Raw genomic sequence first — 15984 nt, forward strand, 5'->3', positions numbered from 1 at the left:
TTGCCTGCGGGGTTCTGATTTTCGTCTCTAACTTGGCTTATTCCGCCGGAACCGCGGCCTGCTCCTGCATCGCAGGATGCGGCAGCTTGTCGAGCATCTCCTTCGGGCAGACCTGCAGGAAGTTTGCTTTCTCGCTCTCCCAATGCTGCAGGATTTCTGCAGCCTTGCGGCTTCCTGTTTCGTCCAGGTGACGGGCAATCAGGCCTTTCAGCTCCGCCTCCCAATGCGCCACGGTGACCGGGCAGGTGACCAGTGATTCCATGTTCATCAGGCTCGCAGCCTTGCCTTCCGGATCATAGAGATAGGCCATGCCGCCGGTCATGCCCGCGCCGAAGTTGGCGCCGATCGAGCCCAGGATCACCGCAACACCGCCGGTCATGTATTCGCAGCCGTTGGAGCCGCAGCCCTCGATCACCACCTTGGCGCCGGAGTTGCGGACAGCGAAACGCTCGCCCGCGCGGCCCGCCGCAAACAGGTAGCCATCGGTGGCGCCGTACAGCACGGTGTTGCCGATGATGGTGTTTTCGCTCGCCACCAGCGGGCTCACCTGCGGCGGGCGCACCACGATGATGCCGCCCGAAAGGCCCTTGCCGACATAGTCGTTGGCATCGCCCGACACTTCCAGCTTCAGCCCTGGCGCCGCAAAGGCGCCCAGCGCCTGGCCGGCAGAGCCCTGCAGCTTCACTGTCAGGTGATCCGGCTGGAACGAATTCCGCATGCCGAAGTTGCGCACGATGTGGCTGGAGGTGCGGGTGCCCACGGTGCGGTGGGTGTTCTGCACCGCATAGGACAGCTGCATCTTCTCGCCGTCCTGCAGGAAGCGGGCCGCGTCGCGCACGATCTCCGCATCCAGCGTGTCCGGCACCGCGTTGCGGTCCTTGTCGCGGTTGTAGACGATATTGGCGGAGCCATCGACGGTGATCAGCAGCGGGTTCAGGTCCAGGTCGTCCAGATGCGCAGAACCGCGCGACACCTGCGCCAGCAGGTCGGCCCGGCCGATGACCTCATCCAGGCTGCGGGCGCCGATGGAGGCGAGGATTTCGCGCACTTCCTGGGCATAGAAGGTGATCAGGTTCACCACCTTGTCCGCACTGCCGGTGAACTTGGCACGCAAGCTCTCGTCCTGGGTGCAGACCCCCACCGGGCAGGTGTTGGACTGGCACTGGCGCACCATGATGCAGCCCATGGCGATCAGCGCCGCGGTGCCGATGCCGTATTCCTCGGCACCCAGCATCGCTGCCATCACGATATCACGCCCGGTGCGCAGGCCGCCGTCGGTGCGCAGCGTGACCCGGTCGCGGAGGTTGTTCATCGCCAGCACCTGATGCGCCTCGGTCAGGCCCATCTCCCACGGCAGGCCCGCGTATTTGATCGAGGTCGCAGGCGACGCCCCGGTGCCGCCGTTGTGGCCCGAGATCAGGATGATATCGGCCTTCGCCTTGGCCACGCCGGCCGCGATCGTGCCAACGCCCGAAGATGCCACCAGCTTGACCGTCACCTTGCAGCGCGGGTTGATCTGCTTCAGGTCATAGATCAGCTGCGCCAGATCCTCGATCGAGTAGATATCGTGGTGCGGCGGCGGCGAGATCAGGGTCACGCCCTTGGTCGAGTGGCGCAGGCGGGCAATCAGGTCGGTAACCTTCATCCCCGGCAGTTGGCCGCCCTCACCGGGCTTGGCGCCCTGGGCCACCTTGATTTCCAGCTCTTCGCACTGGTTCAGATATTCGGCGGTCACGCCAAAGCGGCCCGACGCCACCTGCTTGATCTTGGCAGAGGGGTTGTCGCCGTTCGGCTCCGGCACGAAATGTGCCGGATCTTCACCGCCCTCGCCGGAGTCGGACTTGGCGCCGATCCGGTTCATCGCCACGTTCAGCGTCTTGTGCGCCTCCGGGCTCAGCGCACCCAGGGACATGCCGGGGGTCACGAACCGCTTGCGGATCGAGGTGATCGATTCCACTTCCTCAATCGGCACCGCCTTGCCCAGCGGCTTGATCTGCAAGAGGTCGCGCAGATGGATCGGGGGATTGCTCTGCATCTTCGCCGAATACTGCTTCCACAGCTCATAAGACGCGCGGTTGCAAGCCATCTGCATCATATGCATGGAGGTCGCTTCCCACGCATGTGTCTCACCCGACTTGCGCGCCTTGTAGAAGCCCCCAATGGGCAGGATGCCTTCCGGTGCTTTCCAGGCCTTGGCGTGGATTTCCTCCGCCTTGGTCTGGATGCCAGTGACACCGATGCCGGAAATGCGTGAGGTCATGCCCGGGAAGTATTCTGCACACATGGCGCGGGACAGACCCACGGCTTCGAAGTTCAGACCGCCGCGGTAGGACGACACGACCGAGATCCCCATCTTGGCCATGATCTTCAAGAGGCCCTGGTCGATGGCTTCGCGGTAGCGGGCAACATTGTCGGTCAGCGACCCGTCCAGCAGCCCGCGCTCAATGCGGTCCGCCAGCGAATCCTCAGCCAGATAGGCATTCACCACGGTGGCGCCGCAGCCGATCAGCACCGCAAAGTAATGCGGGTCGATGCATTCCGCGGACCGCACATTCAGCGAGCAGAAAGTGCGCAGCCCCTTGCGGGTCAGATGCGAATGCACGGCAGAGGTCGCCAGGATCATCGGCATCGCCACCTTGTCCGCGCCGGAATGCTGGTCGGTCAGCACAATGTGGCCGGCGCCGGAACGCACGGCTTCCTCGGCCTCGGCCCGGATCCGCGCCAGTGCGGCGTTCAGCGAGCCGCGGCCCGGCGCAAAGGAACAGTCGATCTCTGCCAGCGGCGCGTTGAACTGCTCCACCAGCTTGTCCCACTGGGCATTGCCGACAAACGGGCTTTCCAGCACGATGATCTCAGTCTGGGAGCTGTCCTCGTCCAGCACGTTCTTCAGGTTGCCGAAGCGCGTCTTGAGGCTCATCACCCGGAATTCCCGCAAGCTGTCGATCGGCGGGTTGGTCACCTGGGAGAAGTTCTGGCGGAAGAAGTGGCTCAGCGGCCGGTACATCTTGGACAGAACCGCAGACGGGGTGTCATCGCCCATCGAAGCCAGCGATTCCTTGCCGTCCTCGGCCATCGGCGCCAGGATCTGCTCCAGCTCCTCAATCGTATAGCCCGCGGCCACCTGGCGGCGGCGCAGCTCCTCGCCGCTGAACAGCGGCTGCTCGGTCACTTGGGCCAGGGTTGCGTCCAGATCGTTGATCCGCTTGACCCAATCGCCGAACGGCAGCGCGCGCGCCAGCTTGTCCTTGATCTCGGTGTCGCGGAACAGCTTGCCCTTGTCCATATCCACGGCCAGCATCTGGCCCGGGCCCAGGGCGCCCTTCTCGACCACCGATGCCTCGTCAACCGGCACCATGCCCGCCTCGGAACCCGCAATCACCAGACCGTCGCCGGTCACCACATAGCGCATCGGGCGCAGGCCGTTGCGGTCCAGACCCGCGCAGACCCAGCGGCCGTCGGTCATCGCCAGCGCCGCCGGGCCGTCCCAGGGCTCCATCACGGAGTTGCAGTAGGAATACATGTCGCGCCAGGCCTGCGGCAGTTCCACCGCCTGCTTGGACCAGCTTTCCGGCACCAGCATGGTCTTTGCCATCGGCGCCGAACGGCCCGCGCGCACCAGAACCTCGAACACCCCGTCCAGCGCGGCGGAGTCAGACGCACCACCCGGCACGATCGGCTTGATGTCCTCGGCATAGTCACCAAAGGTCGCCGACGCCATGCGGATCTCATGGCTCTTCATCCAGTTCAGGTTGCCCTTCAGCGTGTTGATCTCGCCGTTATGCGCCAGCATGCGGAACGGCTGCGCCAGCCACCACTGCGGGAAGGTGTTGGTGGAATAGCGCTGGTGATAGATCGCAAAGGCGCTCTCAAACCGCTCATCCATCAGGTCCGGGTAAAACACCGCCACCTGCTCTGCCAGCATCATCCCCTTGTAGATGATCGAGCGGCAGGACAGCGACGCAATGTAGAGGCCCGAGATAGCCGCGGCATTGGCCGCTTTTTCGATCCGGCGGCGGATCACATACAACTCGCGCTCAAACGTTTCCTCGTCCACGCCCTTGGCGTTGGAAATCAGGATCTGCTCGATTTCGGGACGGGTCGCATTGGCCTTTTCACCCAGACAGGTCACATCGACCGGCACATGGCGCCAGCCGTAGATGGAATAGCCCATGCGCAGAACTTCGGTCTCGACGATGGTCCGGCAGCGCTCCTGGGCGCCGAAATCGGTGCGCGGCAGGAACACCTGGCCCACCGCCATCAGCTCATCCTGGCGCGGCTCGTGGCCGGTGCGGCGGATCTGGTCATAGAAAAAGGGCACCGGGATCTGCACATGGATGCCCGCGCCGTCGCCGGTCTTGCCGTCGGCATCCACCGCGCCGCGGTGCCAGATCGCCTTCAGCGCGTCGATGCCGGCCTCAACCACCTTGCGGCTTTTCTTGCCGTCGACCGAGACCACCAGGCCCACGCCGCAGGAGGAATGCTCTTCCTCCTCGGAATACAGGCCGTTTTCAGCCATCCACTTGCGCTTGGCTTCCTCGGCGCGCACCCAATCGGCATCATATTTGGTCATTGGCTGGTTCCTTCTACGGAGGGGGCAAACATCTCGATCACGTCGGCGCCGGTCAGTTTCCGGCTGCTGCTGTCGAAGGCGTAGCCCGCTGGCTTCTTGTCGATGTAAAGTTCCAGGCGCAACTCGTTGCCGCCTGCGTTTTCAAACAGGCCAGCCGACATTTGCGTCTGGCCCTTATGTTCTCCCGCGGTCATCCGGTACCACAGCGCCGATCCGCATTTGCCGCAGAACGCCCGCTCGGCCCAGCCGGAGGACTCATAGGTTTGCACCGGCCCCAGCGCCGCATAGCCGCTGGCCGCCTGAAAGCTCAGGAACGGGCCGCTGGCCCAGCGCTGGCACATTTCGCAGTGGCAGGCGGAAACGGACGCGCGCGCCGGGGTGGCGGTGACGGTCACCGCGCCGCACATGCATTGTCCCTTCAACTCGCTCATTTCCATGTTCCTTCTGCTGGCTGGGTCAGCATTACTGACCTTGCTGCGGTTCGCTCGCTGCTCCGCCGGTGCACAGGGGGTGCACAGACGGTGTACGGGGGGTGCCGGCTTATTCCGCCGCCACCACGGCCTTGCTGTTGAAATTCTCGAGGATCGCTTCGGCGCAGTCGCGGCCGTCCTTGATCGCCCAGACCACCAGCGAGGCGCCGCGCACGATGTCGCCCACCGCATAGACGCCGTCCAGTTCGGTGGCGCCGGTCTTGAACGCCGCCTTGACGGTGCCCCAGCGAGTCACCGGCAGTTCCGGCTGGTTCCACAGGGTGGGCAGCTCCTCCGGTTCAAAGCCCAGGGCTTTGATGACCAGATCGGCCTCCTCGACGTAGTCCGCGCCTTCGATCACTTCTGGCGCCTGACGGCCCGACGCATCCGGCTGGCCCAGGCGCATCTTTTGCACCATCACGCCAGACACCTTGCCGCCCTCGTCGGTGAAACCCTTGGGCGCCGACAGCCACTCGAAGATCACGCCTTCTTCCTCGGCGTTCTGGGTCTCCCGCTGGGAGCCCGGCATGTTGGCCCGGTCGCGGCGGTAGAGGCATTTAACGCTGGTCGCGCCCTGACGGATCGAGGTGCGCACGCAGTCCATTGCGGTATCGCCGCCGCCGATCACCACAACCTTCTTGCCTTCGGCATTCAGGCTGCCGTTGTCGAACTCAGCAACTTCATCGCCAAAGCTCTTCTTGTTGGAGGCACACAGGAAGTCGATCGCCTTGACGATGCCTTCGGAACCGCTGCCCGGCATTGCCAGATCGCGCGACTTATAAACGCCGGTGGCGATGATCACCGCGTCATGCTTGCCACGGATTTCCTCAAACGAGATGTCCTCGCCCACATTGCAGTTCAGCACAAAGGTCACACCGCCGTCTGCCAGCAGCTTGTTGCGGCGCTCAACCACATCCTTTTCCAGCTTGAAGCTGGGGATGCCGTACATCAGCAGCCCGCCGGCGCGGTCATAGCGGTCATAGACCGTGACCTGCACACCGGCCTTGCGCAGCATATCCGCTGCCGCCAGGCCGCCGGGGCCGGCACCGATGATGCCAACGCTTTCGCTGCGCTCGGCCAGCGGTGCGGCGGGCTTCACCCAGCCGTTTTCCCAGGCGGTGTCGGTGATGTATTTCTCAACCGAGCCGATGGTCACGGTGCCGTGGCCCGACTGTTCGATCACGCAGTTGCCTTCGCACAGGCGGTCCTGCGGGCAGATGCGGCCGCAGATCTCCGGGAAGGTATTGGTGGCCTGGCTGGTGGCATAAGCCTCTTCCAGGCGGCCGGTCGCGGTCAGGCGCAGCCAGTCGGGGATGTTGTTGTGCAGCGGGCAGTGGCTCTGGCAATAGGGCACACCGCACTGGCTGCAGCGGCTGGCCTGCTCCTCAGCCTTGGCAGCAGCGTACTCCGCGTAAATCTCATTGAAGTCTTCCTTGCGTACACTCGCGTCACGCTTTTGAGGCATGTCGCGTTCGATCTGCACAAATTTCAGCATCGGTTGCTTGGCCACGGGCTGGACTCCATCGTTTGTCTGGCTGCGCTGGCACCCTTGCAGGTACGGTTACGCTTTTATGTCAACTTTACTGACCTATTTTGTCAGCGCTTTACTCCTGATATCGTGTTTCGTGGAAATGTACAGAATTTTTAGGTCCACATCGGACCTTAATAATGACTTTCCAATCCAGAGCCGGGATTTATACAGAGTCGCGACAGTTTACGGCCCGTCCGCGGCCCTTGAGGAATGATTTCAGCATGCCGCTTTTCCAGCTGATCCTTGTTGCTTTGATCCAGGGCATCACCGAATTCCTGCCTGTTTCCTCCTCCGGCCACCTGATTCTGCTGCCCGGCCTCACCGGGCTGGAGGACCAGGGCCAAGTGATCGACGTCGCCGTGCATGTCGGCACACTGGCGGCTGTGATGATCTATTTCTGGGGTGATGTGCGCGAGGGGCTGATCGGCCTGCCCCGCGCCCTGACCGGCCGAATGGACACACCCGGCGCGCGGCTGGCCATGGGGCTGATCGTGGCCACCATTCCCACCGTCCTGTTCGGCGCCCTGCTGCATTTCACCGGCCTCAGCGATGCGCTGCGGTCCATTACCGTGATCGGCTGGACCATGCTTGGCTTTGGATTGGTGCTCTACTGGGCCGACCAGAAGGGCGCCGAGGTGAAACAGGCAGGTGATTGGGGCCTGCGCGACGCGCTGATCATGGGGCTGTGGCAAATGCTGGCGCTGATCCCCGGCACCTCGCGCTCCGGCATCACCATCACCGGTGCGCGGCAGCTGGGATATACCCGCGAGGACGGCGCCCGCATTGCCATGCTGATGTCGATTCCGACCATTATCGCCTCCGGCGTTCTGCTGGGAACCGAGGTGGCGCTGGAGGCCAACACCGCGCTGCTGCGCGATGCCGGGATCGCCGCCCTCTTGGCAATGCTATCGGCGCTGGCCGCGCTCAGCCTGATGATGCGGCTGCTGCGCTCCGTCAGCTTCACACCTTATGTGATCTACCGGGTGATCCTGGGTGTTGTGCTGCTGACCGTCGCCTACACCAGCTGAGGCGCAAAGAAAAAGCGCGGGGGAAATCCCCGCGCTCTCAGACCTTGAAATACCTTGCAGATCAGGCGCCGTTGCGCAGGTTGCGGGCAGAGCCAGTCATCTCGTCATACTGGCCGGAGGGGCGGAACTTCCAAAGGTAGTCTGGCAGCACGGAGCCAACCGTCACCGGGTCAATGCCCAGATCCGCAAACCCCTTGGCGCCGTCAGACACCACATTGTCCGACTTCAGGCTTTTCAGCTGGTCACGGGTCAGCATCTTGTTCTCGATCAGCTGGAAGCTGACGAACTGCAGCACGTCAAAGCCAAACGCCACCAGCTTGGCAGCAAAGCCGGGCAGCGAGATGATGACGCGGCGGCGGTGGATCACCTCCAGCATCTGCTCCATCAGCGCACGGAAGGTTTTCACTTCCGGCCCGCCCAGCTCATAGACGCCGCCTTCTGCTTCGCCCAGCGCGCCCTTGACTGCAGCTTTGGCCACATCATCGGAAAACACCGGCTGGAATTTGGTGCCGCCAGCCGCAATCGGCAGGAAGGGTGACAAACGCGTCATGCCGGCAAAGCGGTTGAAGAAGCCGTCCTCGGCCCCGAAGATCACCGAGGGGCGCAGGATCACGGCACCCGGGAAATGCTGCTGCACCGCAGCTTCACCAGCGGCCTTGGTGCGGGAATATTCGCTGGCGGCATCCGCATCGGCACCAATCGCCGAGATATGCACCAGATTGGCAACGCCCTGCTCAGACGCGATGCGGGCGATGCGGCCCGCGCCCTCTGCGTGGATGGCGCCAAAGGTGTTCTTGCCCAGCTCGTTCAGCACGCCGACACAGTTCACAACTGCATCCGCCCCCTGCATCACCGACGCGACCGACATATCGTCGCGGACGTTGCAGAACACCGGCTCCACCTGGCCCGGAACACCGTAGGGCTTCACATGCATGGCTTCATTGGGACGGCGCACGGCGACCCGCACGCGCCAGCCTTCCTTGGCCATGCGCCGTGCGATGTAGCGGCCCACGAAACCGGATCCGCCATAGATCGTGACCAGTTTGGACATCATTTGGCTCCTGAACTTAGCTGCCCCTATGCTGTAGCGCCGCAAGAGACGCCGAACAAGGCGCAAAACGTGGGAATACGGTCACTGTGACGGCTGAAAACGCGGGAAACACCGGTCCTTCGCTGCAATTGCAGCGAATTGGTTAACCCGGCCTTCAGTCCTGCCAGCTAGAAGGAAAATGCTGCAGCAAAATCACATGTTTCTGCGGTTGTTACTGGTGCAGGCAGTTGTTCAGGAGGCCAATCAGAATGACGGACGAAGACAACAAGGACCTGATCCGCAAAAGCATCGAAAACGAGAAGATGGATCTCGACGCATTTGTTCCGGCTTTCTATGCCAAATTCTTTTCCGCCTGCCCGGACATACGGGGTCTGTTTCCAGAGGATCTGGCCCAGCAGGAGGAAAAGCTGCTGGCATCACTGACCCATATTGCAGAAGCATTGGACGATTCTGAACGGCTGGATGCGATCCTGAAGCTGCAGGGCGAAAAGCATCGCAAGCTGGAGGTGTCGGATGACCATTTCGATGGCTTCATCAACAGTTTCACCGGCGCCCTGTCGGACACGCTTGGCCCGGACTGGAACCGCGAAACGCAGCAGGCATGGACCGGTTTCCTGACCGATGTGGCCGTAAAAATGAACTTTATGACGCGGGTCTAAGAACCGGCCGGCTGAATTTTTTTCCCGCCTTGCTGTTCGGCTTGTTTTCCGTTTGACGCTGCCTGCGACTCCGCTTATACGCCGGTTCCACGACACCTGCCCAGGTGGCGGAATTGGTAGACGCGCTAGCTTCAGGTGCTAGTGTCCGTATGGACGTGGAGGTTCGAGTCCTCTCCTGGGCACCATTCCCCGAAATACTATTGAACACTGCCAGCGCAGGACAGTTGTGCCTGCGGGCAGCGTGCCGGTTCAGCTACCCGAAAAGAAAAACGGCAGGGCTCGCCTGCCGTTCTCAAACAGCCTTCTGCTGATCTGCAGCCGGTCTCAGTTCACTTCTTTGACCGTGTCCTGCACATCGCCGCCGGATTCTTCCGCGGCATCCACGATCTCAGCATCCTCCACCGGTTCCGCGCTCTTATCCTCCAGCGCGCCGGTGATCAGCGGCAGCATGTGGGCGGCCGCAACGCTGGCAACCTCCGGCGTCTCCGGGCGCTTCCAGGACAAGGTGTCAAAGCTGGAGCAATGCTCGCAGACCGGTGCCCATTCCGCGTGGATGTGGTTGCAGCTGTCGCAGACCCATTGCGGCCCGCGCGGCGCGGTCAGCGCCTTGGCCAGCCAGCCCTGCACCACCTTGTCGCTGGCGCCTTCGCCGCGCTCAATCGCAGCCATCAGCGTCAGCGCGCGGGCATCCGGGGCCCGTTTGGCCAGGTCATTCAGCCAGCGGCGGGCTTCGGGGAAATCCTCTGCCACGATGTTCACCTCCGCCATCACCAGCCGCGCCTCATCATTGAGCGGCTTGATACGCGCCAGCTGGTCAAACCGCTTGACGCGCTCAGCAGGGGTTTCCTCCGGCTCGATTTCGGCAAAGGCATGAGCCAGATCCGGATGCGGCTGGTTTTCCCAGGCTTTCTTCAAGAGCCGCACAGCCGGGCGTTTCTTGCCCTTGGCGATATAGGCGCGGGCGGCCATGGCGGCAGCCGGGACCAGATCCGGCGACAGGCGGTTTGCTTCGATCGCCTGCTCCTGCTGCTCGACCGTTGCGCCCTCATCCAGAATGCCCTTGGAGGCCGACAGCGCCAGCACGGCATCGCGGCGTTTGTACACATCGCGCGGCAGGGTGCCGGTCTTGAGCTTGGTCGACAGCGTCTTGCGTGCGCCGGCCCAGTCTTCCGCTTGGGCCTGCAAGCGCAGCAGGGTGTCTTGCACCTCCTCATGCTTGGGCCGCAGCGCCAGCGCCTTTTCGGCCAGCTGGCGGGCAGTGTCGGTGTCGCCTTCCGAGAGCTTCTGTTTCATGATGCCGCGCACCCCGACAAACCGGGTCGGCTGGTTCGACAGCAGGCGCTTGTAGGCCTCGGCGGCCTTGTGGGTGTCGCCGCTCATCTCTGCCGCCTGGGCCACCAGCAGATCGGTCAGTTCCGGTTTCTGCAGGTATTTCTCGGCCCGCGCCGCCTTGGCCAGCGCCAGCCGCCCCTCGCCGGAGGCCAGCGCCATCAGCCCGTCGGACAGCGCCTGATAGCCTTTGCGCTCGCGGCCCTTGTCCCAATAGCGCGACAGGGCAGTTTCATCGCCATTCAGGAAATGCAGGGTGGCGACCAGCAGCGACAGCAGCTTGAGGAACAGCCAGACGCCAACAACCAGCACGCCCAGCGCGATGACCGATTGCAGTGCGCTCAGCGTGTATTCGGTGCCGGCGACGGTGATTTGCATTCCGCCGGCAGTTTCCATCAGCAGGCGGCCCCCAAAGGCCAGAAGCGCGACAATTGCGACAAATACGAGGATCTTCAACAACGACCAGAGCATGGCGGCTTCCTTATTTGGCTTGCAGGCTTTGGGCCAGTTCAGCAGCTGCCGTCACAGCAGCCACCCGCGCATTTGCCGCGGCTTCCCAGCTGGACAGGGCGGCACGGGCCGTTTCGGGCAATACGGACAATTCATTCAACGCGTCCGGCAGCTTGCCGGCAGCCACCGCGGCCTCGGCACGGGACAGCACCGCGTCCGGGCCATCGCCCTCCTGCGGGGTGACCGAGCGCGCGCCAAGATGCCGGTTCACATAGTCCAGCAGGCCGCCGCTGCCCTTGGATTCTTCGCGGGCTGCGGCCAGCGCGTCCCGCGCCGCCGGGGCAAAGCTGTCGCGCAGGGCGGAAATGGTGGCAACACCGCTGTCAGCCGGGCCGGACAGGGCCGCGGGCACGTCCACGCCAAGGTTCGAAAGCTCCTGCACGTTAGCGGCATAGCTGTTGCCGCTGTCCAAGGCTGAGCGCAGTTGTGCAAGCTGGGTCTGGGCGCTGGCAATCCGTGCGGCCTCGGCACTGGCGGCATCCATTGCCTGGGCTTCGGCCAGCATCTGTTCGACTTCAGCACGCTGCGCGGCAAGGCTATCCTGCAGCTTGCCCAGCTCGGTTTCAAACGCAGCGACGGCCTCGGGCGAGGCGCCCTCCGGAGGCCGGGTTTCCAATGCGGACACGCGGGCGGCCAATGCGTCCAGATCCGCCCGCAAAGCCGCATCCGGTGCCGGCGCGCTCTTCAGCGGCTCAATTTCAGCGGTCAGGGCATCAATGCGGGACGCAAGCGGCGCAAGGTCGGGCGCCTGATTGGCTTCCACCTGCTGTTTCAAAGCGGCAAGGGCTGTTTCCAGCTCTGCCTGGCCGGTCTCAAGCGCGGTCAGATCAACACCGCCGCGCATAGAGGCAGGCAGCACGCTGTCGAGCCAGCCGCCCTGGCCGGCCACAAAGCCGATTACCGCGGCCACGGCGCCGCCCAGAACCGCAGAGCCGAAGCCGCCGCGTTTTTCCACCACCCGTTCGATTTCGCGGGGCGCCTCAGCCGCGGCAAGCGGCTCAACCGAAGCTTCTTCCCGCTCCGCAGCTTTATCCTGGCCGAAAGACGAAATCCCGGTCTCGGTCTCGGTCTCGGAAACCGCAGACTCTACATCATCAGGGGCGTCAACAGACTCAGCACCGGTTTCCTGCGCCGCATCCTGTTCAGAGGTTTCTGCAGCGTCCTCGGCCGGTTTGTTTTCACCGGGGCCGGGCTCAATCACGTCTTCCGGATTTTTCTTGTCAGCCACGCCGGCCTCCCCCTCGATTCCTAAAATACATTCTTGCGAACACGCTGGACCCTACTCCGCGCGCCCCTTGCCCTCAAGCCGGGACAGCTGCGCTGCGGCATCAAGGACAGCCGCAGCCATGGCCGGTGCATCCGGTGCCTTACTTACGCGCAACACCTTGCAATTCAAGCCTTTCAACGGTTCAGCAACGGCCTGGCTAAGCGCAATCAGATGCAAATGCGGCGCGTCCCCGCACAGATTGGCAAAATGGCGCGCAGTCCTGGGTGAAAATAGCGGCACGATCACATCATTTTGCGCAGCAAGCGCAGCCTGCGCCTCCTCCGTCAGCGGCAAAAGCACCTGATCATACACGATTTGCTCCCCGCAGGGGAGGCCGCCATCCGTCAGAAGCTGGGCAATTTCCCCCCGCGCATGGGCACCGCGCAGATGCAAAAGCGGTGCCTCGGGGCGCTTTTGCAGCAGGGCAGCCGTCAGCTCTTCGGCGCATTGGCCCAGAAACTCCGCCTGCCAGCCCAGTTCTGCGGCGGTCTGCGCCGTGCGCTCCCCGACACAATAGGCAGGCAGCCGAACTGCCGTTTCACGTGAAGCGGCCTCAACTGCATTGGCGGAGGTGAAAACCACGCCCTTCACACTCTGCAAGTTTACCGGTGCCTGAACCGGCTGGATTTCCATCAGCGGAGTGTAGACCACATGCAGGCCCGCAAGCGCTCCGGCTGGCAGGCCGTCAGCAAACCGCTTTGCCGCGGCCAGCGGGCGTGTCATCAGCAAAGGCACCATTGCAAGGCTCCCGGGATTGTTTGCACCCCGCTTCGGTGGTAGCCCCGGCAGCAGATTGATGCAACGGTAAGGCCATGACAAAGACCCTGACAATCCTGGGGCTGGAGAGCAGCTGCGACGACACCGCCGCCGCCGTGGTGCGGCAGGCAGAGGGCGGGAATCCCGAGGTTTTGTCTTCGGTTGTGTTCGGCCAGACCGAACTGCACAGCGCCTTTGGCGGCGTGGTGCCGGAAATCGCCGCCCGCGCCCACGCGGAAAAGCTGGACATCTGCGTCCGCGATGCGCTGGCAGAGGCGGGGCTGTGCCTGAAGGACATGGATGCGGTGGCGGTGACGGCCGGACCGGGGCTGATCGGCGGCGTGATGTCCGGCGTGATGTGCGCCAAGGGCATCGCTGCCGCAACCGGCCTACCGCTGATTGGCGTGAACCATCTGGCAGGCCATGCGCTGACACCGCGGCTGACGGACGGGATCATCTATCCCTATCTGATGCTGCTGGTTTCTGGCGGCCACTGCCAGTACCTGCTGGTGCGCGGGCCGGAGGATTTCACCCGGCTGGGCGGCACCATCGATGACGCACCGGGCGAGGCCTTTGACAAAACCGCCCGCCTTCTGGGGCTGCCTCAGCCCGGCGGTCCGGCGGTGCAGGCCGAGGCGGAAACGGGTGATCCCAAGCGGTTCCGCTTTCCCCGGCCCTTGCTCGACCGGCCGGATTGCAACCTGTCCTTTTCCGGCCTGAAAACCGCGCTGATGCGGATGCGGGATCAGATCGTGGCCGAGAAAGGCGGACTAACCCGCCAGGACCGCGCCGACCTCTGTGCCGGGTTTCAGGCTGCGGTGGTTGATACATTGGCGGAGAAAACCCGCCGCGCAATCCGTCTGTATCTGGAAGAGCAGCCAGCGCAGCCAACCGTCGCCGTGGCTGGCGGGGTGGCAGCAAACACAGCCATTCGGGCCGCGTTGGAGACCGTGTGTGCAGAGGCAGGCGCTGCCTTTACTGCCCCGCCGCTGCGGCTGTGCACGGACAATGCCGCGATGATTGCCTATGCGGGCCTTGAGCGGTTCAAGTCCGGTGCGCGTGATGGTCTGGACCTGACCGCCCGCCCCCGCTGGCCGCTGGATCAAAGCAGCCCGGCATTGATCGGATCCGGCCGCAAAGGAGCCAAAGCATGAGCATTTCGGTACTGGGATCGGGCGCCTTTGGCACCGCCCTGGCAATTTCGCTGGCCGGCAACGGGCCGGTGACCCTGTGGGCGCGCAACCCGATGAAAGCCCAGGCGATGCAGGACAGCCGCCGCAACGGCACCCGCCTGCCCGGTGTGGAACTGCCGGAAAACCTCTCTGTCACCGCGGATATTGCTGAGGCCTGCCAGTCCGAAGTCTTGCTGCTGGCGGTGCCAATGCAGACGCTGCGCGGTGTGCTGGAGGAGTACGGCGCGCATCTGGCAGGAAAGACGCTTGTTGCCTGCTGCAAGGGGATTGAGCTGGACAGCGGGCTTGGCCCGGTGGCCGTTATCCGCGAGGTTTTGCCGGATGCGCAGGCCGCGCTGCTGACCGGGCCGAGCTTTGCGGCGGACATTGCAAGGGGCCTGCCAACTGCACTGACTTTGGCCTGCGGCGATGCGGAGGTGTGCAAAAAACTGCAGGAGCAGCTGACCACGGCCAACCTGCGCCTGTACCGGACCACAGACACCATTGGCGCGGAAATCGGCGGTGCCTTGAAGAACGTGATGGCGATTGCCTGCGGTGCGGTCATCGGCGCCGGGCTGGGCGACAGCGCCCGCGCTGCGCTTATGACCCGCGGTTATGCCGAAATGCAGCGCATGGCGCTGGCCGGCGGCTCCAAGCCGGAAACCTTGGCGGGATTGTCCGGCTTTGGCGACCTGGCGCTGACCTGTACCTCTGACCTGTCCAGGAACTACCGGCTGGGGCTGTCCATTGGCCGCGGAGAGGAGTTTGACCCTAGTGTCACGGTAGAAGGCGCAGCCACCGCGCGGGCGGTTGCGGCACAGGCCCAGCGGATGGGGCTGGATATGCCGGTCACGCTCACGGTAACCAATTTAGTAGATCAGCGCTTGACGATCAGCGAGGCTGCGGCACATTTGCTTAAAAGACCATTAAAAGAGGAATAAAATGCTCATCGCATTGATCGCCCGCGACAAACCCGGCCATCTGCAGACCCGGCTCGACAACCGCGACGCCCATCTGGCCTATATCAACGACACCGGCGCCGTGGCGCAGGCAGGTCCGCTGCTGGATCAGGATGGCAATATGGCCGGTTCCCTGGTTATTCTGGACGTCGAAGACATGGCAGCGGGTGAAGCCTGGGCGGCAAATGACCCCTACAACAAGGCCGGCCTGTTTGAAGCTGTCGAATTGATCACCTGGAAAAAGGTCATCGGCTGATGCGCTATTGGCTGTTCAAATCCGAACCCTCCACCTGGAGCTGGGATGACCAAGTTGCCAAGGGTGATGCGGGCGAGGAATGGGACGGCGTGCGCAACTACCAGGCGCGCAACTTCATGCGCGAGATGAATATCGGCGACCGCGGCTTTTTCTATCATTCGCAGAAAGAGAAATCCGTGGTCGGCATCGTCGAGGTCTGCGCCGAAGCGCACCCGGACAGCACCACTGAAGACGACCGCTGGGAATGCGTCGACATCAAGGCGGTGCGGGCCTTTGCCAAGCCGGTCAGCCTGGATCAGATCAAAGCTGACCCGCGGTTGGAGGACATGGTGCTGGTCAAAAACTCCCGCCTGTCGGTGCAGCCGGTGAGCGAGGCGGAATGGCAAGCCATCTGCGCCCTGGGGGAGACAGACCCCGCCTGATCTG

13 protein-coding genes and 1 tRNA gene are annotated in these 15984 nt (G+C 63.5%); 7 read left to right on the plus strand and 7 right to left on the minus strand.

The features are described 5' to 3' along the window. Nucleotides 1–37 precede the first annotated feature (37 nt). From gltB to RA21_RS07070, 3 genes are all read right to left on the minus strand, one after another. Nucleotides 38–4570, minus strand: a complete 4533-nt coding sequence (gene gltB, locus RA21_RS07060; protein WP_039147523.1) for a glutamate synthase large subunit — start codon at nucleotides 4568–4570, stop codon at nucleotides 38–40. Next, nucleotides 4567–5001, minus strand: a complete 435-nt coding sequence (locus RA21_RS07065) for a GFA family protein (protein WP_036762486.1) — start codon at nucleotides 4999–5001, stop codon at nucleotides 4567–4569. The genes gltB and RA21_RS07065 overlap by 4 nt, the downstream gene beginning before the upstream one ends. A gap of 109 nt (nucleotides 5002–5110) precedes the next feature. Beyond that, entirely contained in the window at nucleotides 5111–6550 is a 1440-nt protein-coding gene (locus tag RA21_RS07070) for an NAD(P)-dependent oxidoreductase (RefSeq protein WP_019297520.1), read from the minus strand. Between the two features lie 242 nt (nucleotides 6551–6792). On the opposite strand from RA21_RS07070, the gene RA21_RS07075 reads away from it, so the two are divergent. Next, on the plus strand, nucleotides 6793–7599 hold the full coding sequence (locus tag RA21_RS07075; RefSeq protein ID WP_019297519.1) for an undecaprenyl-diphosphate phosphatase: 807 nt from the start codon (nucleotides 6793–6795) through the stop codon (nucleotides 7597–7599). A gap of 61 nt (nucleotides 7600–7660) precedes the next feature. Here RA21_RS07075 and RA21_RS07080 read toward each other — a convergent pair whose 3' ends face one another. Further along, nucleotides 7661–8650 (minus strand): complex I NDUFA9 subunit family protein, encoded by a 990-nt coding sequence (locus RA21_RS07080; protein ID WP_039147810.1) that lies wholly within the window; start codon nucleotides 8648–8650, stop codon nucleotides 7661–7663. 248 nt (nucleotides 8651–8898) lie between these two features. Between RA21_RS07080 and RA21_RS07085 the strand changes: the two genes are divergently transcribed. Continuing rightward, nucleotides 8899–9309, plus strand: a complete 411-nt coding sequence (locus RA21_RS07085; protein ID WP_019297517.1) for a globin domain-containing protein — start codon at nucleotides 8899–8901, stop codon at nucleotides 9307–9309. Nucleotides 9310–9407: 98 nt separating this feature from the next. Next, nucleotides 9408–9494 (plus strand) — tRNA-Leu (locus RA21_RS07090). A 139-nt stretch (nucleotides 9495–9633) separates the two neighbouring features. Here the strand turns inward: RA21_RS07090 and RA21_RS07095 are convergent. The 3 genes from RA21_RS07095 to RA21_RS07105 are packed head-to-tail and all read right to left on the minus strand — an operon-like array spanning nucleotide 9634 to nucleotide 13138. Next, nucleotides 9634–11109, minus strand: coding sequence for a heme biosynthesis protein HemY (locus tag RA21_RS07095; RefSeq protein WP_039147524.1), 1476 nt, complete (start codon nucleotides 11107–11109; stop codon nucleotides 9634–9636). A 10-nt stretch (nucleotides 11110–11119) separates the two neighbouring features. Further along, a complete protein-coding gene (locus RA21_RS07100; RefSeq protein WP_039147526.1) occupies nucleotides 11120–12376 on the minus strand; it encodes a COG4223 family protein in 1257 nt (418 codons plus the stop codon). Nucleotides 12377–12427: 51 nt separating this feature from the next. After that, nucleotides 12428–13138, minus strand: coding sequence for a uroporphyrinogen-III synthase (locus tag RA21_RS07105; RefSeq protein WP_241483479.1), 711 nt, complete (start codon nucleotides 13136–13138; stop codon nucleotides 12428–12430). An 89-nt stretch (nucleotides 13139–13227) separates the two neighbouring features. On the opposite strand from RA21_RS07105, the gene tsaD reads away from it, so the two are divergent. The 4 genes from tsaD to RA21_RS07125 are packed head-to-tail and all read left to right on the plus strand — an operon-like array spanning nucleotide 13228 to nucleotide 15980. Next, nucleotides 13228–14325, plus strand: a complete 1098-nt coding sequence (tsaD, locus tag RA21_RS07110) for a tRNA (adenosine(37)-N6)-threonylcarbamoyltransferase complex transferase subunit TsaD (RefSeq protein ID WP_039147530.1) — start codon at nucleotides 13228–13230, stop codon at nucleotides 14323–14325. Beyond that, nucleotides 14322–15284: an NAD(P)H-dependent glycerol-3-phosphate dehydrogenase gene (locus tag RA21_RS07115; RefSeq protein WP_039147532.1), complete on the plus strand. Its 963-nt coding sequence runs from the start codon at nucleotides 14322–14324 to the stop codon at nucleotides 15282–15284. The genes tsaD and RA21_RS07115 overlap by 4 nt, the downstream gene beginning before the upstream one ends. A 1-nt stretch (nucleotide 15285) precedes the next feature. After that, nucleotides 15286–15558 (plus strand): YciI family protein, encoded by a 273-nt coding sequence (locus RA21_RS07120; RefSeq protein WP_019295350.1) that lies wholly within the window; start codon nucleotides 15286–15288, stop codon nucleotides 15556–15558. After that, complete coding sequence (locus tag RA21_RS07125; RefSeq protein ID WP_039147534.1) at nucleotides 15558–15980, plus strand: EVE domain-containing protein; 423 nt, start codon at nucleotides 15558–15560, stop codon at nucleotides 15978–15980. The genes RA21_RS07120 and RA21_RS07125 overlap by 1 nt, the downstream gene beginning before the upstream one ends. Nucleotides 15981–15984: the final 4 nt, after the last annotated feature.

The sequence above is a fragment of the Leisingera sp. ANG-DT genome (assembly GCF_000813785.1).
GTDB lineage: Bacteria > Pseudomonadota > Alphaproteobacteria > Rhodobacterales > Rhodobacteraceae > Leisingera.